The sequence below is a fragment of the Faecalitalea cylindroides genome, from assembly GCF_028321995.1.
In the GTDB taxonomy this organism is placed as follows: Bacteria; Bacillota_I; Bacilli_A; order Erysipelotrichales; family Erysipelotrichaceae; genus Faecalitalea; species Faecalitalea cylindroides.
Genome location: NZ_JAQLXG010000005.1, coordinates 52,152 through 75,065 on the forward strand (window position 1 = coordinate 52,152; position 22,914 = coordinate 75,065).

Sequence of the window (22,914 nt, forward strand, 5' to 3'; positions counted from 1 at the left end):
ATTGTGAGGAATAGAACATGAAAAATGATTTTTGTTTAATATTTGATATGGATGGTACATTATGGGATGCAACAGGAAGCATCTTGAATTCTGCCAATGAAGTTCTGGAAAAGGAAAAAGGATGGAAAGATTATTTAGATCTGGATACATTAAGTCGTGTCATGGGTTTGGAAATTGAGGAAATAGCCAATATTTATTTTCCTGAGCTGGAACAGGAAGAAAAAATGGATTTGATTTATAAGGTCATGGATAATGAAAATTTATATTTATCAAAACATGGAGGTATTTTGTATCCGAATGTTGAATCGACACTTCAGATCCTTTCACAAAAATATGATTTAATGATCGTAACGAATGCACAGGAAGGATATACAGATGCAATGTATCAATCCCATGGCCTAAAAAAATATTTTACAGATGAATTGACTTATGGAGAGACAATGAAACCAAAAGGCCAAAACATTTCTTTGATCATGGAAAGAAATAACTACCAAAAGGCTTATTATATTGGGGATACGCAAAAAGATAAAGATGCTTGCGAATTCGCTAAGATTCCTTTTGTGTATGCAAGCTATGGCTTTGGGGATGTCAAAGATTATGATAAAAAGATTGATTCATTCGAAGAATTGTTGAATTTATTTTAAAAAAATGTGAATCATATTGTTACTTCGTGAAAAAATAACAATATATTTGCATTTTTTATTTTGAATTAATCAAGAATATTTAAAATAGATAAAAAACAGTTATAATGTGATTGTAGAAATTTAATAGAAAAGGAGATAAAAAATGTTCGGAAAAGAAACTCAAGAATGGCAGGAAAATAATGGTATTTATACCGCAACAGAGATTGCTCAACAGCCTGCTACATGGAAAAAAACTATTGCTCAGATTAAATCTGAAAAAGAAGCTATTAAAGCTTTCTTAGAACCTGTATTAAGTGCAGATGACTATGACATCATTTTTACTGGTGGTGGAACAAGTGAGTATGTTGGTAATGCCGCATTTTCTTATGTAAATCGATATACGGGATATCATGCAAAATCATATGGTTCAACAGATATTTGTGAAACTCCTGAAAATTATCTTTCTAGAGATAGAAAAACTTTATTAGTAAACTTTGCTCGTTCAGGAAACTCTCCTGAAAGTGTAGGTTCAGTTCAGGTTGCAGATGAAGTATGTAAAGAAAATGTTTATCATCTATTTATTACATGTAATATTGACGGAGCATTATCAAAAGAAGCTGCAAAACGTGATAATGCATATGCAATCAATCTAACTCCAGAAACACATGACCAATCCTTTGCTATGACTTCAAGTTTTTCAAATATGTTATTAGCTGCAGTTTTATGTTTCCGTTTGGATGATCTAGATGAAATGGAAGCAGAAATGCAGTCAGTCATTGAAAAAGGTCAAGAAATGATCGATGAAGGATACAAAGCTTTAGAACAATTGGTTAAAGACTTTGACTTTGATCGCATTGTGTATTTAGGAGCAAATGTATTAAAAGGAATCGCACAGGAATCTCAGTTAAAAATCTGTGAGTTAACAGCTGGTAAAGTAACAACAACATTTGATAGCCCAATGGGATTCAGACATGGTCCTAAATCTGTTATAAATGATAAAACATTGACAATCGTTTACATGAGCGATGATGAATATCAGCGCCAGTATGAATACGATATCGTTAAAGAAATTTCTTCTCAAAGAAAAGCAAATCGTTTGGTTGCTGTAAGTGCGCATTCTGATCCAGAAATTGAAAGTATGGTAGATCTATTCGTAAACTTTGATTTGGATCATAAGAAAGATAATGTATTCTTAGGATTTGATTATATCTTAGTGGCTCAGATCATTGCGTTATTCAAATCATTGTCTTATGGAATTACACCAGATAATCCATGTCCATCGGGAGAAGTTAACCGTGTTGTTAAGGGCGTAACGATTTACGAATATAAAGCTAAATAAGGTTATAGGAGGTCAATAAAGATGATAGGATTAATTGTAACTGGTCATGGTCATTTTGCGACTGGACTTACAACAAGTTTAAACTTGATTGCTGGAGAACCAAAAGATTATGTTGCGGTAGATTTTGAGGCAACAGATTCTGTAGAAGATTTAGAGAAAAAATTAACAGCTGCCATGGATTCACTAAAACATTGTGATTCAATCTTGGTTTTGAGCGACCTTGCAGGTGGTTCGCCATTTAAAACCTCAGTTGAAATTGGTTTCCCTAAAGGAAATGTAGAAGTTATAGCTGGTACAAACCTTGGTATGTTAATTGAAATCAACTTAACTCGTACATTTATGGAAGATGTTAAAGATTTAGCAGCTTCTGCAGTAAATGTTGGTAAAGATCAGGTTGTACGATATGAATTTAAGCCTGTAAAACACGAAGAAGTAACAGACGGTATTTAAAAAAAATAATTAAATAATACGTGGGACTTAGTGTTCCCACGTATTTTGTTGTATAATGAATAATATTTTGAAAGGAAATGTTTTATGTCACGTAGTATAGTTATCGTTATTCTTGTTATTATCTTGATTGCTATCCCTATTCTTATGAGAAAGCTTTCATGGAAAAAAATGATTAATGCTCTTAACGACGTTGATTATAATCGATATTATGATATTATCGATTCTTTTTCATGCAAAATGACTTTTTCAGCGTTTGATCGTGAAAATATGCGTTTGTCTGGGTTTATTGCACAAAATCGAAAAGATGATGTTGAAAATCAGATAAAAATGATGATGAATATGCGCATCAAACCAAAACAAAAAGTGGCGTTAGGTACTCGAGGTTTTTATTATTATTTAGAGCAAGGGAAGGCAAAAAGAGCCAGAGATATGATTGATTTTGCTAAAGCAAATGGACCAGAATCGTCATATAAAGATTTAGAGCTTCAATATAGTATTCTCTTAAAGAAAGAGAGTAAATATATTGATGAGGTTAAAGCAAAAATAGATGCAATTTGGAATGGCAAAGACCCATTAGATGGAGATAAAAAGATGGTTGTAGGAACTTTCCAATACTTAATAGGATTACAATATTCTTATATAAATGATTTAGAGAATATGAAACTATATTTTGAACAGGCGTTAGAGAATGTAGCTGGAACACCTTATGAGGAAAATATTAAAAATATATTAAAAGAAAAAAATATATAAAAAAGGCTGAATCTCAGCCTTTTTATTGGTTAATGCTTTTTGCGTAATCTGTAGGGGATAATCCATACTGCATTTTAAATTTGCGTGAGAAATAATGAATGCTGGTAAAACCTAAAATGTCAGAGATTTCAGATATTGTTCTTTTATGTTCTTGAATCAAAATTTTTGCTTGACTCAGCTTAACGTTAGAAATGTACTGTTTAGGTGTTATATGAATATTTGTGCGGAATAAACTTTGTAAGGAGCTTCGCGAAATAGAAAATTTCTGGCAAAGATCTTCAACCGTAAAGCTTGAATACATATTGTTATGAATATAAACTAAAATTTCATTCAATAAGGTGTTTTCATAATGCTCCTGCATAGGATTGTTTGAAATAGCTTCTTCCTTTTTTATATCAAATTGATAAAGAAGAATAAGTACTTCTTTTAAATAAAGTATCGCAAGTTCATAATTTAAAAATTGTTGATTTTGCATAACTTTCATAAATTTAGATAAAACTTGGTAGACATCTTTTCGTGTGTGAAAAATGCGATTGATTAATTTTTGTTCTAATTCACTGTGCATATCAAAAGTTATTGTTAGATAGGAACATGTGCTTTCAGAGTCGGTGGATTGTGTGTGAAACTGTCCTGGGTAATAAATGACTAAATCATATTTGTTCAAGACATACTCTTTACCATCAATTGTGGTATGTAGTTTTCCATGGTCAATGTATGTTAATTCGTAATAATCATGGCTTTCTCCAGGAAAGACATAGTTTGATTTACGGACTTGGTAATAACAAGTTAAAATTTCATGCACATCAAGTTTTGAGATAATAGGTTCATATTCATAAGGTTCATCCATTGTTTTTTGATTTAATCCGCTTGGTGCATAGGCAGTTTCAACTGTAGACTCATTTGAAATACTGATCATATTAAAAAAGATACCTGGTTTGATTCTTACAACACGATGAATAACAAATTCATCGTATTTAATACCATCTCGACTGGTTACTAATAAGACAATTCCACTTGTACAATTTAAGTAAACTGTAGTAGAAGAGTAGTACCAGGAATCAAAGTTTTTTGAATTTAAATGTAATGTACTTTGCGCAGTAGATCCATTTTGACCTGCACTTTTCATTGAGTAAAATACATCGCCATAAGTCTGAAATCGATAATTCGTTGTTCGTTTTAACATAAATTCTCTCCTTTCTGCCAAAAATTTCAATAAATTTGTGAAAAACGAATGCAATTTTGAGTAAATTTTTGAGATTATTAACAACATTTTTGGTTTCTTATATTAAAAAGTATAAACACATTCACAAAATGTGTAAAGTAAAATGTTCTTAAAGTTATATAATAATTACAGATAGATTTTTCCTCGAAAGAAAGCGCTATCACCTAGAAAGGAGAGAGATTTATGCCAAACATTTTGTTGACTAGAATTGACAACCGTTTAATTCATGGTCAGGTTGCAACTCAATGGTGTGGTGTTTTAGGTGCCAACCTATTGTTAGTTGCGAATGATGCTGTAGCAAATGATGAGTTCCGTCAGGGATTAATGAACATGGCTGCTCCAGCCTATGCACAGACTCGTTTCTTCTCTATTCAGAAGACAATCGATATCATAGGAAAAGCTAGTCCAGCTCAGAAAATTTTCATCATTTGTGAGAATCCACAGGATGTCCTAAAACTTGTGGAGGGTGGTGTTCCAATTAAGAAATTAAATATTGGTAACATGCACATGGCTGACGGAAAGCGTCAAGTTGCAACAACAGTTGCAGTTGATGATAATGATGTTGATGCTTTCAAAAAGCTTCAAGAACTAGGAGTTGAATTATCAATTCAGCGTGTTCCTGATACAGCTCCTGAAAGCACAGACAAACTTTTTAAATAAGTATTTTGAAAGGAGAATAAGTTAATATGGGAGATATTAACGTAATTGAGTTAGTATTATTGGCAATTGCTACATTTATCTTTGCGATTGATCAATTCTCACTAACAGAAGTATTATATCGTCCAATGGTTGCTTGTCCTATTATGGGAGCGATTCTTGGTGATATCAATACTGGTTTAGTAGTTGGTGGTACTTACGAGCTTATGATGGTTGGTAATATGCCTATCGGTGGAGCTCAGCCTCCTAACGCTGTATTGGGTGGTGTAGTTGCAATGATTTTTGCCGTTAAAGCAAATATGGATGTTAATGCTGCTTTAGGTGCATGTATGATCTTCGCTACATTCGGTCAGTATATCGTTACATTGGTTTTCTCTGTTGCATCTGGTTTAATGGCTAAAGCTGATAAAGCTGCTGCAGAAGCAAATCCTAAAGGTATCACTAATGTATTGAACATTCATATGTTAATGTTAGGTTCATTGTTTGCAGTAATCGCTATCGTTGCTTATGTTGGTGGTACTGCTGCAAGCGATGCTTTGAACTCTTTAAGCGAAAATGCAAGCTGGTTCATGGGTGGTCTAAGTGCTGCTGGTGGTATGATGCGTTTCGTTGGATTCGCAATCCTATTGAAGATAATGTTAGCTAACGATCTATGGGGTTACTTATTAGCTGGATTTGCAATGGCATTATTATTTGGTGGTTTGGAATCAACAGCATCTGCTGCATTGATCTTAGTTGCATTCTTAGGTATTGCATTAGCAATTAATGATTTCATGCAAACAAAAAATATTAAAGAAAACGCTGGAAATGGAATGGGAGGTATGAGCGATGGAATCTAATAACATGACTCAATATAAAGATCTAACGCCTGCTCCTAGATTAGACAACAAAACATTGAATAGAATGGCTTGGAGATCTATGCAGTTACAGGCATGCTTCAACTATGAACGTATGCAGTCTGCTGGTTGGTTATGGGCTATTCTTCCAGGTCTTCAAAAAATCCATACTAATAAAGATGACTTAGCTACATCTATGACTCACAATATGGATTTCTTAAATACACACCCATTTATCGTTACATTTGTTATGGGTATCGTTCTTTCAATGGAACAACAGAAAATGGATATTCAGACAATTCGTTCAGTACGTATCTCTACTGCTGCTCCATTAGGTGGAATTGGTGATGCATTGTTCTGGATGTCATTAGTTCCAATCGTTGCAGGTATGACTGCTCAGATGGCTATTGATGGAAGTATCGTCGGTCCAATCTTGTATTTTGTATTCATCTTTGGTGTTGAAATGGCTCTACGTTATGGATTATTGTATTGGTCTTATAACATGGGTACTAAAGCTATTACAGCTATGACTAAATATGCTAAAGAATTTACTCATGCTGCATCTGTACTTGGTGTATTCATCGTAGGTGCTTTGATTGCTAACTATGGTGGAGGTACTAAACTAGGTATTTCTGTTCCTAATGGTGAAACAGCTGCTGAAGTTGAAAAACTTGTTGTTGATGGAAAAGAAGTAGTTACTGAAACTGTAACCGAAATGCAACCAGTATTTATCAATATTCAAGATTATTTTGATAAAGTATTGCCTTGCTTGATTCCATTATTATTAACGTTATTGTGCTTCTTCTTAATCAAGAAAAAAGGATGGACTCCTGTTAAGTGCATCGGTTTGATGTTAGTAATTGGTATCGTAGGTGCTGTATTCGGTATCTGGGCTGGTGGATATCAACCATTAGTACCAGTTCCTTGGACTGTACTATAGTAAGAAAGGTAAAATTCTCTCTACCTTTAACGAATTAAACTTAAGCCAGGATTATTTTCCTGGCTTTCATTGTTTATTATCTTGATTTATATGCTTTTAAAATTATATAATCTTATTGTTTAGATAGGAGATCGCTTATGTCGCTTAATAATGATAATTCTATTTATGGTTTGAATATTTACGAAGATAAAAAGGGGAGGATCATTTACAAGGATTTTTTAATGAAAAATGCTGTATATATTCCTACTTTTGATTTTAAAATGTTTTCGTTTTATCGATATAGATACATTATAGGGGTGTCTTCTTTTATTGTTTTACAAACTCTATTTACTTTATTCCATGCTTCTGTGTTGTTGTCTAACATATTAACTATTTTTATTTTTGTTTTCTTGGAATACAAATTTAGAGTCTTTTTAAAAGAGAAACAAAAAGTTAAGAAGTTTAATAAATCTGAATATATTGGATATATTGATGTTTTAAATAAACAAGACCCAACTAAAATGCTTTTGAAGGCTGTTCTGTACATTGCTCTAGGAATATTGATTTTATATAACGGTTATGATAAATCGTATGTAGGAGTTTCTTTAGCATTTTGTTGGTTAATCATGATAGTTTGTGTTTTTTATGGATTAATACAGTTTTATGCATTCTCAAAAAGGAAATCATAAGTATTTTTGATTTTGGTAAAAAATTGGTATTTGAAAAGGATCTTAGAGTCTGAGCTCCCTGACTTTAAGATCCTTTTTAATTTATTAATACGATGTTTAACAAACAATTATTATTAATTTTATATGCTTAGATTTCATCAATTTATATAAAATATTAATACTCAAAAATTAAGTGTAATCAATATACTCTATATAAAAAATCATCATATCACAAGAAATGCTACATGTTTTTATTTACATAAGTTTTTAGACATATATAAGATCACCTAATAATTTACAGAAGATATAAAAAAATAAAAGGAAATATTTCTGTATAATTGTGAAATGTTTCCTAATTAATCTAATTAGTATTAAATATTTTGATTAATGTTTTTATGTATGCTCGAGAGGCTATATAGTGTATTCAGATTCTCAAAGTATGTATTTGAATTAGGTTTCGTTACCAAACTACGATTTCTTCATCGTTATCTTGTTCTTCATTCTTATTTTGATTTTTCATGTATAAATATGTCTCGAAGGAGGTTAGAATACCGTTGTCATTGTTATTACTGCTTCCTTCAAGAATTATCTTATTTACACTTACTAAATTTGTTTTAGTTAATTTTTCACCAATTTTGGAAGATTTAAAAATTGAAGGTGTTTTCCCGATTTCTAAAAGTATGGTTTCAGTCATGTAATAGTCTGCTTTATGATTTGTACCTGTAAAATAATTAATTTCATCTAACATGGCAATGCAAAATTGCTTAACAGTTTGGATGTCAACATTAGTTTTAAATAGTAGAAAAGCTTGTTTATCATTTGTTATTTTAGTTGGAATAGATAATAAAAATTTATTTACAATTGCATCATATGGTTCATGGCTTATAAAGTCCATATATTCACGATAATCTAAATCATTTTGATATCTTTGTTCATCAGGAAGAATTTTAAAGTATAAAGTTGGGTATATACCAGAATGATGAAAATTGGTACCTTTAACACTTGTTGTGTATAATGCAGGATATGTTTTTTTTGTCATAAAATACTACCTTTCTTATCTAATAAATCTACTTCTGCGTATAATTTATAAACGATTGAACGAACCACATTGTATAGTAATTGCTTTTGCCAATTTGATGCATTGTATTGAAGGTTTTTATCATCGCCATCTGCAAAAGTAGCATGTAAACATTCTTCAAAACAAATTGAAAATGCATCATATGCTTTTTCAAGATCACTGTGTTCCATCTCATTTTGGATTTCTATTAATTTGGATATTTCGGCCAAAGAATAACATCTTTTAAGAATACAAACTACTATTAAAAATGCGAGATGATAACGTTTATAATGCTTTTTAATTGGCGGTTTGACAATGCTATTTTTTACATAATTATTTACCATATTAGATGTTATAACTTTTTCCTCAAAAAAAAGAGGTGAGAGTTCTTGATTAATATAAAAAATGACTTGATCCATATAAATATCAAAATCAGGAAGATCTTTCCATCGAGGTAATTTAAAACTTATTAACGATTTATGTATTTCTTCTATATTTTTCATGTGCTTACAATATCACATTTTGTTTTGCTAATCAATATGGTTTTTAAAACCAGATATATTGACTTTCGAAACCAGAAAGTATAATATGGATGTATAGAAATGAGGATAAAACAATGGTTCAAATACTTTCAGATTCATCAACATTATATTCAAAATCTCAAGCGATGAATATAGGTCTAGAAATTACACCTTTAGTTGTAATAATAGGAAAAGATAATTATCGCGAATTTGAAACAATAGATTCTGACACTTTATTATGTAAGATTGAAAATGGAGCAATTCCTACATCATCACAACCTCCAATTGGAGAAAAAATGGATTTATATAATCAATATGGTAAAGATCAAGACGTTATTGATATCACCATGGCGGCTGGTTTAAGTGGAACATACGATTCAGCTTTAATGGCTAAAGAAAGCTGTAATTATCCAGATAATATTTCTGTATTTAATTCAAAAACTTTATGTGGACCACATAGAGTTTTGGTTAATGAAGCGTTAAAAATGGCCAAAGATGGAAAAACAAAAGAAGAAATTTTATATATGTTAGAGGAATCTGCAAAAACTGATGTATCCTTTTTGATACCTTTTGATTTTGATTTTCTTCAAAGAGGAGGAAGAGTTTCAAAGACAGCAGCTGGTTTGGGCGGCTTGTTAAAACTTGTTGTCTGTATGAAAAAATCAGATGATGGACGCTGTTTAGAAAAGCATTCGGTAAATCGAACATTAAAAAAAGTGGTTCTTTCAATTTTTGAAGAATTCGATAATCGCAATGTAGATGATTCATATCATATATCTATATCTCATGCATTTAATGAAGAAACAGCTTCTAAAGTGAAAAAAGCACTGGTTGAAAAATATCCAAATGCAACTATTGAAATATTTGATCTATCACCTGTATTTATTACTCAGGGAGGTCCTAAATGTTGTGCAATTCAAGCTATTAAAATCGTAAAATAATAATGAGCAGGATCTTAGTCCTGCTCATTTAATTCGTTAACTTGTTTAAGCCAAAGATTTCTAGATGCATCGCTAGGCATTCGCCAATCACCTCGAGGAGAAAAACAAATCGAACCTACTTTTACACCATCTGGCATACAGTTTCTTTTAAACTGCTGAGTAAAGAAGCGTGAATAGAAAGTTTGGACAGCTTTTAATATAACATTTGAATCAACAGACTGGAATGCTAATTTAGCTAAATCGAAGATTTTTTTAGGTTCTTCATGATGACGAAGCATATGATATAAGAAGAAATCGTGTAAATCATACGATCCTAAAACTTCTTCAGTTTTCTGTTGGATCTTACCATGAGAATCAGGTGGTAATAGTTCAGGAGATACAGGTGTATCACAAATGTCCATTAATACATTATATAATTTAAGATTGTTTGATTGTTTTGCATCTAAAGCTACACTTTCACAAATATAACGTACTAAAGTTTTAGGAACACTGGCATTGACTGCATACATGCTCATGTGATCTCCGTTATATGTACACCAGCCTAGAGCTAATTCACTTAAATCACCAGTTCCAACCACAAGACCATTTGTCTTATTGGCAAGGTCCATTAAGATCTGTGTTCTCTCACGAGCTTGTGAATTCTCATAAGTAATATCGTGTTTATTTGGGTCTTGGCTAATATCGATAAAATGCTGGTTAACACTTGGTACGATTGATATCTCTTTTGAATCGACCTGTAGAATGTCCATTAAAATTTGTGCATTGTTCTTAGTTCTATGCGTTGTACCAAATCCAGGCATTGTGATAGCATGAATTCCTTTTGTGTCAAATTTGTTAATTTCAAACGCTTTAGCGCAAACTAATAAAGCTAATGTTGAGTCCAACCCGCCACTGATTCCAATGACGACATCTTGACAATGTATCTTTTTTAAACGAGTTGCTAGACCATGAGCCTGAATGTTTAAGATTTCATGACATCTTTCAATTCGTTTTTGTTTATCTTGTGGAACAAATGGATAAGCATTGACTGGTCTTGTTAACTGGATCGAATCAATTGGATTGGATCTTATTTGAATACATGTGCATGAATAAGAATCTTCGAAGCTTGTTTTGAAATGAATTCGATCACTTATTAAATGTTGAAGGTCAATTTCACTGCTAATAAATTTTTTTCTGTCCTTGATCGTTGTCTCTTTAAGCAGATAACCATTTTCAGCGATTAAATTATGATTAGAGAAAACAAGATCACTTGTACTTTCACTAGTTCCAGCACTTGAATAGATATAAGCTGAGTATGTCGAAGCACTTTGGTGAATGACTAGATTTCTTCGATAGGATTCTTTTGAGATGATTTCATTAGAAGCGGAGCAATTGCACAGGATATTGGATCCAGCTAAAGCAAGTTTTGTGCTAACTGGAATTGGTACCCAAAGATCTTCACAGATTTCAACAGCAATTTTAGCTCCGGTCGTAAGATCTTCTACCAGAATATCATTAGAGACCATAACCGCTTTATCTAAAAGTGTTACAGTTGCATTTTTAGGAAGTTCTCTACCACTTGAAAACCATCTTGTTTCATAGAATTCATTATAAGAGGGGATATAAGTTTTTGCCTGTATCGCAAGAACCTCATTTTTACGAATAAAAGCTGCACAGTTATAGAGACGATTTTCAATGACTAATGGAAGCCCAACTATGGCCAAAAGATTTTGTGGCATCTTAGATACTAGATCTTCTAATTCAATACGTACATTTCTTAATAGGACATCCTCTAAAAATAAATCCTGGCATGTGTATCCACTTAATGCAAGTTCAGGAAATACAACAAGTTGCGTGTCAGGATCAAGTTCTGACATGATCTTAAGAATTTCAAGTTTATTTGCAGCAGGATCACCAATAAATACTTCAGGTGTTGCACTGGCAACTTTATAAAATTGATATCGTTTCATAATTACCTCACATTCTTTTATAGTATAAAAAAAAAAGATGGAATAATCCATCTCTTTTTTAGCTATTTGATAGTTCGTGCAGACGATCAGAATATGCTGATTCATCCGAAGTTTGTTTTTCGTTTTCGTTAGCATATTTTTTAACTAAAACACTTGATTTTGTGATTGGTTGTAATGTACCGGCTCCAGCAACACATCCGCCAGGGCAAGCCATACCTTCTAATAGGTATCCATCCAATCTTCCGGCTTTAGCCATCATTAGCATTGTACGGCAATTCTTTAAGCCTTCAGCATTCTGTATCTTAACATCAACTTCCGGATGTTTTTTGTTGATCAAATCTTTAACAGCTTTAGCAACACCACCGCTCACGGCAAATCCACGTCCAGAATTTGTACCTTCTTCAAGAGGCTCTCCACCTTCAACAGCACTTAAATCGATACCTTTGGCTTCAAACATACCCATAACTTCTTCAAACGTTAATACGAAGTCGATATCGCTTCGTATGGATTTACGACTTGCTTCCAATTTCTTAGCAGCACAAGGACCAATGAAGACAACTTTTGCATCTGGATTATCTTTTTTGATCATGCGGCCAGTTAATACCATTGGTGTTAAAGCCATTGAAATATAAGATGCAAACTGAGGGAATTGTTTTTTAGCCATTACAGACCAGGCAGGACAACAACTTGTTGCCATAAATGGTTGTTTTTCAGGAACTTTATCCAAGAAGTCTTCGGCCTCTTCAATCGTACACAAGTCAGCTCCAATAGCAACTTCAACAACATCGGCAAATCCAAGTTCTTTCAACGCGTTTTTAACTTTATCTGGTGTTACAGTAGGACCAAATTGACCTACAAAAGCTGGAGCAATAGCCGCAATGACTTTATATCCTTCTTTCATGGCATAAATTGTCTGGAAAATCTGACCTTTATCAATGATTGCACCAAATGGACAGTTTACTAAACACTGACCGCAGCTTACACATTTATCGTAATCGATAACAGCTTTTCCATCTTCATCGCTGCTGATGGCATCCATACCACAACTTGCAGCACATGGTCTTTCAATTTTTGTGATAGCTTTATAAGGACAAGCATCCATACAACGACCACATTTAATACATTTTTCCTGATCAATGAAGCTTTTTCCATCTACGATATGGATCGCATCTTTAGGACATACTTCTGTACATTGATGAGAAAGACATCCTTGACAGGCATTTGTTACAAATACTTTTTTTTCAGGGCAGGCATTGCAGGCAAATTTTACAATGTTGATCAGAGGATCATCATAGTATTTTTTAGCAATAGTACTTTCTTCGATACCATCTGATAAAGCCCCGTATTCTGACATTTCACGTACAGGAAGTCCCATTCCTAAACGTAATCTTTCTCCAATGATAGCTCGTTCCAGGAAAATACTATTACGATATTTTGCTTTCGTACCCGGCAAGATCTCATATGGGATCTCTTCAATTCGTTTTGCGTAATCGGTATTGTCATCATATGCCATTTTGGCAATGGCAGCAAATACTTTACGTCTTATATCGGTTACTGAGTTATAAATTCCTCGCATATTTCCTCCTTACTCTCTCCATAACATTATAACGAACATTTCTCGTTATGGAAACAATTAAAGTTATTTTTTTCACAATAAAAGAGCCAGGTATAAAATGGGAACACTATAAATGATATCGTTTTCATGTGCAACTTAAACTTTTTTTTCTTTTTTAAAGTGTTATAATCATTCAAGGAGGATTTTTATCAATGAAAAGGATTGTATGGGATTGGAATGGGACCTTATTAAATGATGTAAATCTTTGTTTTGAATGCATCAATCGTCTATTGGTTTCAAAAAATCTGGATCCTTTAATAGATTTAGCTGCTTATCGTGATATATTTGAATTTCCAATTCAAAATTATTATCAAAAAGCTGGATTTAATTTTGATAAGACTCCGTATGAAGTTTTGGCTGGTGAATACATGAAAGATTACCAGGAAAAAAGTTATGATTGTCAGCTTTTTGAAGATGTTTATGAAACACTGAGAAAAGCTCATTTTTTTGGTTTTCCCCAATGTATCCTTTCTGCCAGTAGAAAAGATTATCTTTTAAAACAAATAGAAAAATTCGACATTTTAGATTATGTAGATTCTGTTCATGGAATCGAAAACATCTATGCTTCCAGCAAGAAAGAGCTGGCAAGAAAATATGTTGAGAGTTGTTCTTTAGAAGATGAGATTTGGTTTGTTGGCGACAGCATTCATGACTATGAAGTTGCTAATACGCTTAAAGCAAATTGTATCCTGGTTACAACAGGCCATCAGTCAAGACAAAAATTAGAAAGAGTTGATGCCATTATCGCAGACAGTTTATTAGAAAGTTTAGAAATCATTTATGAAACAAATTGAAATCTTACAAGATGATGCAAATCAAAGACTGGATAAGTTTTTATTGAAAATGTTTCCTGATCTTTCACGATCTTTGATGTATAAAGCAATACGTAACAAAAAGATAAAAGTAAATCGAAAACGTTGTACATATGATCAGATCTTGAATAAAGGAGATATTGTGCTTTTGTTTTTGCCTCCTCAGTTTTTGAATGAGAAACAAAGGGAATCTAATTTCATTTCAAATCAACTTGATGTTATTTATGAAGATGAGAATATATTGATTGTTAATAAGCCAGTGGGATTGCTATCGCAAAGCGATACTTCTCAAACACAAGATACACTTGTATCTAGAATTCAGGGTTATCTATATGAGAAGAATGAATACGATCCAAATAATGCACACAGCTTTGCACCAGGCATTTGCAATCGATTAGATCGTAATACACGAGGACTTGTCATAGCAGCTAAAAATGCTAATGCATCAAGGATTATAAATGAAGCAATAGCACAAAGAAGAATACACAAGTACTATAAAGCATATGTATCTGGTCATCTAGAAGATAAAAATTTTGTCATAAAAAAATATATGTATAAAAATAAGACTAAAGCTCTTGTTTCCGATTATCCTAAAGATGGATATAAGATTGCTTATATGGAAGGAAACGTCTTGATGCAGGATAAAATGAATACCTGGGTAGAAATTGAGCTTCACACAGGAAGGTTTCATCAAATTAGAGCGTTGATGTCGAGTATTTCACACCCTCTGGTCGGGGATAAGAAATACGGTTATAAAGGAAAAAATATGAATATTCAGCTGATTGCGTATAAGTTGCGTTTTGATCAGCTAGATCTTTCATTACCAATCCATGAATTTGTAATAAAAGATTAAATTAGGAGGAGCCATCATGGAAAGTTACCGCTATTTATTGGATATAGCTTTGATTCTATTATCAACTAAACTTTTTGGATTATTTTCTAAAAAACTTCGAATGCCTAGTGTGGTGGGGGCATTGATTGCCGGAATTGTTCTAGGTCCTGCTTTTTTAAATATCGTTGGGCCAAGCGATTTGATCAATTCTCTTTCAGAAATAGGTGTTATCGTATTGATGTTTGCCGCAGGTTTGGAGACAAGCGTGAGCGATCTAAAAAAAGCTGGATTAAAAGCTTTTATTATTGCGGTATTAGGAGTATTGGTTCCATTAGGAATGGGATATGTTGTAGCATCATTCTATAATGTTGGACCAGAGGCATGGTTGCATAATTTGTTCTTAGGTGTCATTTTAACGGCTACAAGTGTAGGTATTACTGTAGAAACATTAAAAGAAATGGGTTGTATGAGTACAGAAAGTGGGAATACGATTCTTGCAGCAGCTGTTATTGATGATGTATTAGGTATCGTTGCCTTAACTTTGGTAACAGGAATGGCTGATAGTTCAGTAGATATTACAATGGTATTATTAAAGATACTTGCATTCTTTGTGTTCTCGGTTGTCGCTGGTGTTATTCTTCATAAAGCTTTTGCATGGTGGTTTAATCACGATTCACGTGGTGGTCTGCAACGTTATTCAATCGTTTCATTCTCATTTGCTTTGTTAATGGCTTATGCTTCTGAAGCATTCTTTGGTGTTGCTGATATCACAGGTAGTTTTGTTGCCGGATTGATTATTTCTGGAACAAGCCAATGTGCTTATGTAGAGAAACGTATTGGAACTTTATCATATATGTTGATCACACCAATTTTCTTTGCGAACATCGGATTAAAACTTTCACCAGTTCATTTAACTTCCAGTTTATTGATTCTAGTTGTGGTTTTATGTATTGTTGCAGTAGTATCAAAGATCATAGGTTGTGGCTTAGGTGCTCTAATATGTAAGTATTCACCAAAACAATGTATTCGAATTGGCTGTGGAATGGTTTCTCGTGGTGAAGTAGCCTTGATTGTCGCCGATAAAGGTATGGCCTTAGGATTATTACCTGAATTATTTGTGACGCCAGTTTTATTATGTGTTGTATTTACGACAGTTGTAACACCAATATTATTAAAACTTGTTTATAAAAAAGAAGAAAATGATCCTGATTTCGTAAATGCATAATTTGTCATGTATTTGTCACTTTTGATCTTCATACTATATAGTATGAAGATCTTTTTTATTATTTTATGTATCGTTCTTCTTTGGATATACTTAGTTTACTTTCTTGAGAAACGATATATGGGATTTGGAACAATTCTATTTATATTTTTAAGTATGGTAACATTATATTTTGGATCCAATAAGGACTTTTATCGACTTATATTGTTTCAACTATATCTGTGTTGTTTAGGATTGCAAGACTATAAAACTTACTATATTTCTAAGATATGGGGTGTATTCAGTTTGATCTTGACTGTATGTTTTTTCGATTCAATACATTTATCTGGCATATTATTTAGCTTTATTGCTTCTTTAATGTATTTTTGTAAGCAGGATTGGATAGGAAGTGCTGATATAGGGATCCTATTTGTGCTTGGCTTGATTCTTGGTTTTGAAAGAATGTTTATATGTGTATTCATTGCAATTTTTATAGGTTTGTTATTTTATGCTTGCTCAAATAAAAAATTAATTCCATTTATTACTTGTTTATGCTTTGGCGCTTATATATCTATATTAAAAGGTTTTACTATATGGTATATGTTTTATGGTATACTAGCGTTATGAAAAATGGTTTAGTATTAGGTGGTGGAGGAGCAAAGGGTTGTTATGAGGTTGGTTCTTTACAGGCATTTGAAGAATGCAATATAAAGTTTGATTGTGTAGCAGGAACCAGTATAGGGGCTATTATTGGTGCTATTTATACTCAGCAAACAATAGATGAAGTTGTAGATTTTGTGTATGCCATATCTCCCGGACAAATTGTGAAAGATTTTTTTGAATTTCCTGATAATTTTAATGATGTTTTAGAAAACAAAGAACAGATTAAAACATTTCTCGAACATTTTATTAAAGAAAAATCAAATGATATTTCACCATTGGTCCATTCTTTTGAAAAGATGTTTGATTATGACCGATTTATCCATTCCAATATCGAATATGCGTGTATGACGTATAATGTATCAAAAATGCAAGCACAACCTTTTTATAAAAAAGACATATCATGTGAACAGGCAGTCTCTATCATTATGGCGAGTGCATCTTGTTTTCCAGCATTTCCAATGATGGATATAGGTGGACAAAAATATATTGATGGTGGCTATGCTGATAATGTGCCGATTTCTTTGATTAAAGAAATGAATGCAGATAAGATCATTGTCATAGATGTTCATGGACCGGGACGAAATAATACGATAAATCAAAATGAAATTTCACTTTATATTGAACCCATACTACCGTTAACTAATTTTTTAGATTTTAGAACGGAACAGGGGATTCGTTCACTTCGATTAGGTTATTTAGAAACAATGAAATACCTCAATGAATTTAGCGGATATGTTTATACATTTAATCGTGGTTCCTGGCCGGATATTTATCGCTTTGAACAATACGCAAAAATGGTATTCAAAAATCATGGTATTCTCTTCGAAGATGATTTTTTCTATAAAGCTATTAGTTCTGTATTAGGATATAGACCAAAAAAATTAATAAATTCATACTTTGAAATGTACCAATTTGGAATGTTGTTGGAAGCTTTAGCTTTGTGTTCAGGAACGGATGCAGTCAATCTTTATGATTGGAAAGACTTTATAAAAGAAGTATTACAGAGACTTCGCACGATACAGCCTATACAGCGACCAATAAGTTTTATGGATGCGATAAAAATATTAAAAAATGCCCATAAAGAAGATATTGTTGTCTACTTCTATGGGCTGTTAAAAGGAAATGGATATAGACTTCCAATTACCTATGAACCATTAAAATCTATTTTTGATGTGTCTTATGCAATGGCATCTTTATGGTGCTTGTTAGATCAATATGTGAGAATGGTTTAAAACGCGGATCTATTGGGGCTTGTATGTGAATAAATCTATTCTCTAAAGGGTGATAAAAATCGATTGCATAGCTTTCTAATAAGAGTTTTCGATTATCTAAGATATGTCCGTATAATGGATCATTAACAATAGGGTACCCTATGTATTTTAGGTGTGTGCGTATCTGATGTTTTCGTCCTGTCTTAATACCAATGCTTAATAGTGAATAGTGATCTTTCGTTGTTACTTTATATACATCTGTGATGGCTGTTTTTCCTTTGTTGGAGACAATCATCTTTTTTGCATCGTGTCGATCTCTTGAGATTGGCTTTTCTATATGTTTATGTCGATATGGAAAAGTTCCTTGTACAACACCTAAATATTGTTTTTTTATGATATGTTCCTGGATTTGATGATCAAAAAAACTGTGAAAGAAAGGATGTTTGACAAAGAAAACAAGACCACTTGTCTCTTTATCAATTCGATGAATAGGGTAAGCGAAAAACTTGTAATTATTACAAAGAGTATAAAAATTTACTCGTGAACAAAGTGTATCAGGACTTGCACCATCATCGTGAATTAATAAATTTGTTGGCTTGTTGACAATAAGGCAAATATCGTCTTCATATACAATTTCTATGTCATGAGGACTTGTCTGAATGTGTTCGTTTTTTCGTCTTGTCGTGATTGTATATGTTTTATTGGCGTACAGTATAGCATCGGCATTGATGTTAAATAGTTTTTGGCGATTTTTAGAAATGTAGAACACCTCATAAAATTGCTGTATTTCCATATCCTGTTTTAAGACCACATATACTAAATTGTTGTTGCAGCGAATTGTTTTTATTTTGTTGAGCATATTCATAGACTAATTATCTCGAACATTGATATAATGTCAATATAAAGAGGAGGTTCTATTATGAATATTTATAAGTGTGATGTATGCAAGACTGTATATGAAGTGATTGATCCAGTTGATGCACAAAGAGAAATTGTTTGCTGTGGAAAACCAGCTCGTTTATTAAAAGCAGGAGACACAGATGCAGCTACTGAAAAACATGTTCCAGTAGTAAGCGTTGAAGGAGATAAGCTAATTATTAATGTTGGTAGTGTAGATCATCCGATGACACCAGAGCATTGGATCACATCAATTTGGGCAGAATTTGCCGATGGAAGTATCGAAAGATCTGGATTAACGCCAAATAATAAACCACATACTGAATTTGATATAAAGGGTCGCACTGGTGAAGTTACTATTTACGAATATTGCAACTTACATGGTTTGTGGAAGACTACTATTACAATTGAATAATCAATGATCTTTACAGCTTTGCTGTAAAGATTTTTTTATGGTATATAATATATAACAAGGGAAATTAGGATGAAGAAATATATTATATTGATTTTAGCGGCTGTCGGTGTTGGAACAATAGTTGGAACTATCGAGTCTTTCTTTAAAATTTTGGTAAATCAGGCAAACTGGTATAGAGCTCAATTTATGCCCTATATCTTTTTATTGATTCCATTTGCAGGTATCTTGATTTTATTGGCTCAATCACAATTAAAAGAGAAGAACGGAATGGATGTTGTTTTCAAAGCCGAGAAGAATGAAAACAGTTCTTTATCATTGAAGAATGCTTGTTTCGCACTTGTATCTTGTTTAATATCTCATTTTTGTGGTGTTAGTACTGGTAGAGCTGGAGTATCTATGCAAATGGGGGCTGCGATTTCAAAACATTTTTGTAATCGGATGAATGTTATTGAATATGTCATACCGATGGGAGTGGCTGCCGCTTTTTCAGGTCTCTTTTGTTGTCCAATCACTTCTACTGTTTTTGCCTGCGAAGTATTTAACACAAAAAAATTCCAATATAAAGCAATCATACCTTGTTTGATATCTTCGTCTATGGCAACCCTTTGTGCAGCACTATTTGGTTTTCATCGAGTTTCCTATGTCTTTCAATACAGTTTTGCTGTAGAAATAAAGAATATTATAAAGCTGCTAATTTTAATTTTGTGTTTGACTTTAATTGGCAAAGCGTTTGCATTTAGTTTAAACAGTTTAAAAAAATTTATAAATGAAAAGTTACCCAATAACAAGTATCGTATTATTATATTGAGTCTAATGATAATGATGTTTATGATCTTTACACAAGGTCGATATTCAGGATCAGGTGAAAATTTAATAGAGGAAGTATTTATAAACGGAAATGTTCTTAAAAGTGACATTTTATTTAAATTTATATTAACACTTTTAAGTGCTGCTGCAGGTTTTTATGGTGGAGAAGTAACTCCTTTATTTTCAATTGGAGCTTTAAGTGGATATATGCTTGGACATATATTAGGTTTTCCAGTTTTCTTTTGTTCTGCATTAGGGTATGGAACTGTGTTTATGAGCGCAACTAATGCATATTTAACTGGAATGGTATTGATCTTAGAAGTATTCGGGCTTGATTTTCTATTACCTTGTTTGATTATTGGGATTATAGGTTATTTATCAAATTGCACTGTTTCAATATATCCATCGCGATAAAAAAAGAAGATGTCTAGATATTATTAGTACTTATTTTAGAGAATGTTTTTATTTAACAAATTATGTCAAATTAACATAAATAATAGATTAAATATGTGAAAAAATGTGTAAATTCGTTGATTGAATCAACTAATAATGCTATACTTTAATCAGTTATCAGGAATTTAAGCGTTTACAATAATCTCATATAATAATATTAATAATCTCATATAATAATATTTATGTAGTTTTTGTTGGCTTTTTTTCTTGATTCTTCTACGCTATAAGCGAAAAAGAAAGGACGTAAAAAGATGGTAGGAATTATCATTGCCAGTCATGGTGAATTTGCCAATGGTATCTTACAGTCTGGTGAAATGATCTTTGGTAAACAACAAGATTGTGTAGCCTGTACTTTAATGCCAAGCGAAGGACCAGAAGACATTAAGGAAAAAATGGAAGCTGCAATTGCTTCTTTCGAAAGCCAGGATGAAGTGTTGTTCCTAGTTGACCTTTGGGGTGGAACACCATTTAATCAGGCAAATGGCTTGATCGCTGGACATGAAGATAAATGGGCAATCGTTACAGGTTTGAATTTACCTATGTTGATTGAAACATATGCTTCAAGAATGTCTATGGAAAAAGCACATGAAATCGCTGCTCATATCTTAGAGACAGCTAGAGAAGGTGTAAAAGTTCGTCCAGAAGAACTTGAACCAGAAAAACCAGAACCAGTACAAGCTCAGGTTGAACCACGTGGGGCTATTCCTGAAGGTACAGTATTAGGTGATGGAAAGATCAAATATGTATTAGCTCGTATTGATACTCGTTTATTGCATGGACAGGTTGCGACTGCATGGACAAAGGCAGTTTCTCCAACACGTATTATCGTTGTATCTGATGCAGTAAGTAAAGATGAATTAAGAAAGAGCATGATTGAACAGGCGGCTCCTCCAGGAGTAAAAGCCAACGTTGTTCCTGTTGATAAGATGATCAAGGTTGCTAAAGACGTACGTTTTGGAGCAACTAAAGCAATGCTTCTATTCGAAACTCCTCAAGATGCATTACGCGCAATCGAGGGTGGAGTTGATATCAAAGAATTGAACTTAGGTTCTATGGCTCATTCAGCAGGTAAAGTTGTATGCTCTAAAACTGTTGCGATGGACATGGATGATGTTCATACAATTGAAAAGATCCAGTCTCTAGGAGTTAAATTTGATGTACGTAAAGTTCCATCTGATTCTCCAGAAAAGATTGAAGATCTGTTAAACAAAGCAAAAAGCGAACTAGCATAATTAGGAGGAAAATATATGTCTTTTATTACAATTTTGCTGATCGCTGTCGTTGCCCTTCTTGCTGGTATGGAAGGTATATTGGATGAATTCCAGTTCCATCAGCCAATCGTGGCATGTACATTGATCGGTTTAGTAAGTGGATACTTAGAAGAAGGTATCATTCTTGGTGGTTCACTTCAGATGATTGCTCTTGGATGGGCAAACATTGGTGCGGCTGTTGCACCAGATGCTGCATTAGCTTCTGTAGCTTCTGCAATCATCATGGTTAAAGGTTTAGGTGGAGCAACAGATGCTCAGACTGTTATTGATTCAGCGATTGCTGTTGCTATTCCATTGTCAGTAGCTGGTTTATTCTTAACAATGGTTTGTCGTACATTGGCAATTCCAATCGTTCATTTCATGGATGCTGCTGCAGAAAAAGGTAACTTCCGTGGAATCGAAACTTGGCAGATTATCGTAATCTTGATGCAAGGTGTTCGTATTGCTATTCCTGCTGTTGCACTATGCTATATTCCTGCTGAAGCTGTTCAGGCTGCATTGGAAGCAATGCCTGCTTGGTTAGCTGATGGTATGAGTATTGGTGGTGGAATGGTAGCTGCTGTTGGTTACGCGATGGTTATCAACATGATGGCTACAAAAGAAACTTGGCCATTCTTTGCTTTAGGTTTCGTTGTTGCATGTATCAGCGAAATCACATTGATCGGTCTTGGTGTAATCGGTGTTGTTATCGCACTTGTTTACTTAGGACTTAAAGAAAGTGGTGGCTCTAATGGAAACACTGGTTCTGGTGATCCATTAGGAGATATCTTAAATGATTACTAGGAAACTTGAAGGAGGTAAAATA

At 33.1% G+C, this 22,914-nt stretch carries 23 protein-coding genes; 17 read left to right on the forward strand and 6 right to left on the reverse strand.

Annotation, left to right across the window (positions count from 1 at the left end; translation table 11 throughout):
- The first annotated feature begins 17 nt into the window (after positions 1-17).
- From PND65_RS04255 to PND65_RS04270, 4 genes are all read left to right on the forward strand, one after another.
- Complete coding sequence (locus tag PND65_RS04255; RefSeq protein WP_271990725.1) at positions 18-644, forward strand: HAD family hydrolase; 627 nt, start codon at positions 18-20, stop codon at positions 642-644.
- A 142-nt stretch (positions 645-786) separates the two neighbouring features.
- Entirely contained in the window at positions 787-1,962 is a 1,176-nt protein-coding gene (locus PND65_RS04260; protein WP_035402277.1) for an SIS domain-containing protein, read from the forward strand.
- Positions 1,963-1,983: 21 nt separating this feature from the next.
- Positions 1,984-2,412 (forward strand): PTS galactosamine/N-acetylgalactosamine transporter subunit IIA, encoded by a 429-nt coding sequence (gene agaF, locus PND65_RS04265; RefSeq protein WP_022355244.1) that lies wholly within the window; start codon positions 1,984-1,986, stop codon positions 2,410-2,412.
- Positions 2,413-2,496: 84 nt separating this feature from the next.
- Positions 2,497-3,162: a hypothetical protein gene (locus tag PND65_RS04270; RefSeq protein ID WP_271990723.1), complete on the forward strand. Its 666-nt coding sequence runs from the start codon at positions 2,497-2,499 to the stop codon at positions 3,160-3,162.
- Positions 3,163-3,184: 22 nt separating this feature from the next.
- Here the strand turns inward: PND65_RS04270 and PND65_RS04275 are convergent, their stop codons facing one another.
- A complete protein-coding gene (locus PND65_RS04275; RefSeq protein WP_271990722.1) occupies positions 3,185-4,345 on the reverse strand; it encodes an AraC family transcriptional regulator in 1,161 nt (386 codons plus the stop codon).
- A gap of 222 nt (positions 4,346-4,567) precedes the next feature.
- Between PND65_RS04275 and agaB the strand changes: the two genes are divergently transcribed.
- From agaB to PND65_RS04295, 4 genes are all read left to right on the forward strand, one after another.
- Entirely contained in the window at positions 4,568-5,044 is a 477-nt protein-coding gene (agaB, locus tag PND65_RS04280; protein WP_271990721.1) for a PTS galactosamine transporter subunit IIB, read from the forward strand.
- A 26-nt stretch (positions 5,045-5,070) separates the two neighbouring features.
- On the forward strand, positions 5,071-5,880 hold the full coding sequence (locus PND65_RS04285) for a PTS sugar transporter subunit IIC (RefSeq protein ID WP_271990720.1): 810 nt from the start codon (positions 5,071-5,073) through the stop codon (positions 5,878-5,880).
- Complete coding sequence (locus tag PND65_RS04290; RefSeq protein ID WP_035402287.1) at positions 5,870-6,817, forward strand: PTS system mannose/fructose/sorbose family transporter subunit IID; 948 nt, start codon at positions 5,870-5,872, stop codon at positions 6,815-6,817. Before PND65_RS04285 ends, PND65_RS04290 begins: the two co-directional genes overlap by 11 nt.
- A 137-nt stretch (positions 6,818-6,954) precedes the next feature.
- Entirely contained in the window at positions 6,955-7,485 is a 531-nt protein-coding gene (locus PND65_RS04295) for a hypothetical protein (protein WP_022355238.1), read from the forward strand.
- A 439-nt stretch (positions 7,486-7,924) separates the two neighbouring features.
- On the opposite strand, the gene PND65_RS04300 is transcribed toward PND65_RS04295, so the two are convergent.
- Entirely contained in the window at positions 7,925-8,503 is a 579-nt protein-coding gene (locus PND65_RS04300) for a hypothetical protein (protein WP_271990717.1), read from the reverse strand.
- Positions 8,500-9,024, reverse strand: a complete 525-nt coding sequence (locus PND65_RS04305; RefSeq protein ID WP_035402292.1) for a DUF1836 domain-containing protein — start codon at positions 9,022-9,024, stop codon at positions 8,500-8,502. The genes PND65_RS04300 and PND65_RS04305 overlap by 4 nt, the downstream gene beginning before the upstream one ends.
- A gap of 113 nt (positions 9,025-9,137) precedes the next feature.
- Here PND65_RS04305 and PND65_RS04310 point away from each other — a divergent pair, with 113 nt between their 5' ends.
- On the forward strand, positions 9,138-9,983 hold the full coding sequence (locus PND65_RS04310) for a DegV family protein (protein WP_022355235.1): 846 nt from the start codon (positions 9,138-9,140) through the stop codon (positions 9,981-9,983).
- Positions 9,984-9,997: 14 nt separating this feature from the next.
- Here the strand turns inward: PND65_RS04310 and PND65_RS04315 are convergent, their stop codons facing one another.
- Positions 9,998-11,932, reverse strand: a complete 1,935-nt coding sequence (locus PND65_RS04315; protein WP_271990715.1) for an NAD(+) synthase — start codon at positions 11,930-11,932, stop codon at positions 9,998-10,000.
- Between the two features lie 58 nt (positions 11,933-11,990).
- Entirely contained in the window at positions 11,991-13,508 is a 1,518-nt protein-coding gene (locus tag PND65_RS04320; RefSeq protein ID WP_035402296.1) for a 4Fe-4S dicluster domain-containing protein, read from the reverse strand.
- Between the two features lie 191 nt (positions 13,509-13,699).
- Between PND65_RS04320 and PND65_RS04325 the strand changes: the two genes are divergently transcribed.
- The 4 genes from PND65_RS04325 (at position 13,700) to PND65_RS04340 (ending at position 18,287) form a co-directional block, all read left to right on the forward strand.
- Positions 13,700-14,341 (forward strand): HAD family hydrolase, encoded by a 642-nt coding sequence (locus PND65_RS04325; RefSeq protein ID WP_022356373.1) that lies wholly within the window; start codon positions 13,700-13,702, stop codon positions 14,339-14,341.
- A complete protein-coding gene (locus tag PND65_RS04330; protein ID WP_035402298.1) occupies positions 14,328-15,212 on the forward strand; it encodes an RluA family pseudouridine synthase in 885 nt (294 codons plus the stop codon). Before PND65_RS04325 ends, PND65_RS04330 begins: the two co-directional genes overlap by 14 nt.
- Before the next feature lie 16 nt (positions 15,213-15,228).
- Entirely contained in the window at positions 15,229-16,416 is a 1,188-nt protein-coding gene (locus PND65_RS04335) for a cation:proton antiporter (protein ID WP_204714588.1), read from the forward strand.
- Between the two features lie 569 nt (positions 16,417-16,985).
- Positions 16,986-18,287: a patatin-like phospholipase family protein gene (locus PND65_RS04340; RefSeq protein WP_271990713.1), complete on the forward strand. Its 1,302-nt coding sequence runs from the start codon at positions 16,986-16,988 to the stop codon at positions 18,285-18,287.
- Here PND65_RS04340 and PND65_RS04345 read toward each other — a convergent pair.
- Entirely contained in the window at positions 18,217-19,131 is a 915-nt protein-coding gene (locus PND65_RS04345) for an RluA family pseudouridine synthase (RefSeq protein ID WP_195191731.1), read from the reverse strand. The two genes, PND65_RS04340 and PND65_RS04345, sit on opposite strands and share 71 nt — an antisense overlap.
- Before the next feature lie 54 nt (positions 19,132-19,185).
- Here PND65_RS04345 and PND65_RS04350 point away from each other — a divergent pair, with 54 nt between their 5' ends.
- The 4 genes from PND65_RS04350 (at position 19,186) to PND65_RS04365 (ending at position 22,892) form a co-directional block, all read left to right on the forward strand.
- Entirely contained in the window at positions 19,186-19,578 is a 393-nt protein-coding gene (locus PND65_RS04350; protein WP_195376347.1) for a desulfoferrodoxin family protein, read from the forward strand.
- A gap of 69 nt (positions 19,579-19,647) precedes the next feature.
- The gene (locus PND65_RS04355) at positions 19,648-20,799 is read left to right on the forward strand and encodes a chloride channel protein (protein ID WP_195376346.1); all 1,152 of its coding nucleotides are present in this window, start codon (positions 19,648-19,650) and stop codon (positions 20,797-20,799) included.
- 290 nt (positions 20,800-21,089) lie between these two features.
- Positions 21,090-22,070, forward strand: a complete 981-nt coding sequence (locus PND65_RS04360) for a mannose/fructose/sorbose PTS transporter subunit IIA (RefSeq protein WP_271990711.1) — start codon at positions 21,090-21,092, stop codon at positions 22,068-22,070.
- Positions 22,071-22,085: 15 nt separating this feature from the next.
- Complete coding sequence (locus PND65_RS04365; protein ID WP_271990709.1) at positions 22,086-22,892, forward strand: PTS mannose/fructose/sorbose transporter subunit IIC; 807 nt, start codon at positions 22,086-22,088, stop codon at positions 22,890-22,892.
- The last annotated feature ends 22 nt before the right edge of the window (positions 22,893-22,914 follow it).

What these genes read in the sequence shown, in the direction of transcription:
- PND65_RS04255 (WP_271990725.1), top strand. Translation starts at nt 18, where the DNA reads ATGAAAAATGATTTTTGTTTAATATTTGATATGGATGGTACATTATGG.
- PND65_RS04260 (WP_035402277.1), top strand. Translation starts at nt 787, where the DNA reads ATGTTCGGAAAAGAAACTCAAGAATGGCAGGAAAATAATGGTATTTAT.
- agaF (WP_022355244.1), top strand. Translation starts at nt 1,984, where the DNA reads ATGATAGGATTAATTGTAACTGGTCATGGTCATTTTGCGACTGGACTT.
- PND65_RS04270 (WP_271990723.1), top strand. Translation starts at nt 2,497, where the DNA reads ATGTCACGTAGTATAGTTATCGTTATTCTTGTTATTATCTTGATTGCT.
- PND65_RS04275 (WP_271990722.1), bottom strand. Translation starts at nt 4,345, where the DNA reads ATGTTAAAACGAACAACGAATTATCGATTTCAGACTTATGGCGATGTA.
- agaB (WP_271990721.1), top strand. Translation starts at nt 4,568, where the DNA reads ATGCCAAACATTTTGTTGACTAGAATTGACAACCGTTTAATTCATGGT.
- PND65_RS04285 (WP_271990720.1), top strand. Translation starts at nt 5,071, where the DNA reads ATGGGAGATATTAACGTAATTGAGTTAGTATTATTGGCAATTGCTACA.
- PND65_RS04290 (WP_035402287.1), top strand. Translation starts at nt 5,870, where the DNA reads ATGGAATCTAATAACATGACTCAATATAAAGATCTAACGCCTGCTCCT.
- PND65_RS04295 (WP_022355238.1), top strand. Translation starts at nt 6,955, where the DNA reads ATGTCGCTTAATAATGATAATTCTATTTATGGTTTGAATATTTACGAA.
- PND65_RS04300 (WP_271990717.1), bottom strand. Translation starts at nt 8,503, where the DNA reads ATGACAAAAAAAACATATCCTGCATTATACACAACAAGTGTTAAAGGT.
- PND65_RS04305 (WP_035402292.1), bottom strand. Translation starts at nt 9,024, where the DNA reads ATGAAAAATATAGAAGAAATACATAAATCGTTAATAAGTTTTAAATTA.
- PND65_RS04310 (WP_022355235.1), top strand. Translation starts at nt 9,138, where the DNA reads ATGGTTCAAATACTTTCAGATTCATCAACATTATATTCAAAATCTCAA.
- PND65_RS04315 (WP_271990715.1), bottom strand. Translation starts at nt 11,932, where the DNA reads ATGAAACGATATCAATTTTATAAAGTTGCCAGTGCAACACCTGAAGTA.
- PND65_RS04320 (WP_035402296.1), bottom strand. Translation starts at nt 13,508, where the DNA reads ATGCGAGGAATTTATAACTCAGTAACCGATATAAGACGTAAAGTATTT.
- PND65_RS04325 (WP_022356373.1), top strand. Translation starts at nt 13,700, where the DNA reads ATGAAAAGGATTGTATGGGATTGGAATGGGACCTTATTAAATGATGTA.
- PND65_RS04330 (WP_035402298.1), top strand. Translation starts at nt 14,328, where the DNA reads ATGAAACAAATTGAAATCTTACAAGATGATGCAAATCAAAGACTGGAT.
- PND65_RS04335 (WP_204714588.1), top strand. Translation starts at nt 15,229, where the DNA reads ATGGAAAGTTACCGCTATTTATTGGATATAGCTTTGATTCTATTATCA.
- PND65_RS04340 (WP_271990713.1), top strand. Translation starts at nt 16,986, where the DNA reads ATGGTATATGTTTTATGGTATACTAGCGTTATGAAAAATGGTTTAGTA.
- PND65_RS04345 (WP_195191731.1), bottom strand. Translation starts at nt 19,131, where the DNA reads ATGAATATGCTCAACAAAATAAAAACAATTCGCTGCAACAACAATTTA.
- PND65_RS04350 (WP_195376347.1), top strand. Translation starts at nt 19,186, where the DNA reads ATGAATATTTATAAGTGTGATGTATGCAAGACTGTATATGAAGTGATT.
- PND65_RS04355 (WP_195376346.1), top strand. Translation starts at nt 19,648, where the DNA reads ATGAAGAAATATATTATATTGATTTTAGCGGCTGTCGGTGTTGGAACA.
- PND65_RS04360 (WP_271990711.1), top strand. Translation starts at nt 21,090, where the DNA reads ATGGTAGGAATTATCATTGCCAGTCATGGTGAATTTGCCAATGGTATC.
- PND65_RS04365 (WP_271990709.1), top strand. Translation starts at nt 22,086, where the DNA reads ATGTCTTTTATTACAATTTTGCTGATCGCTGTCGTTGCCCTTCTTGCT.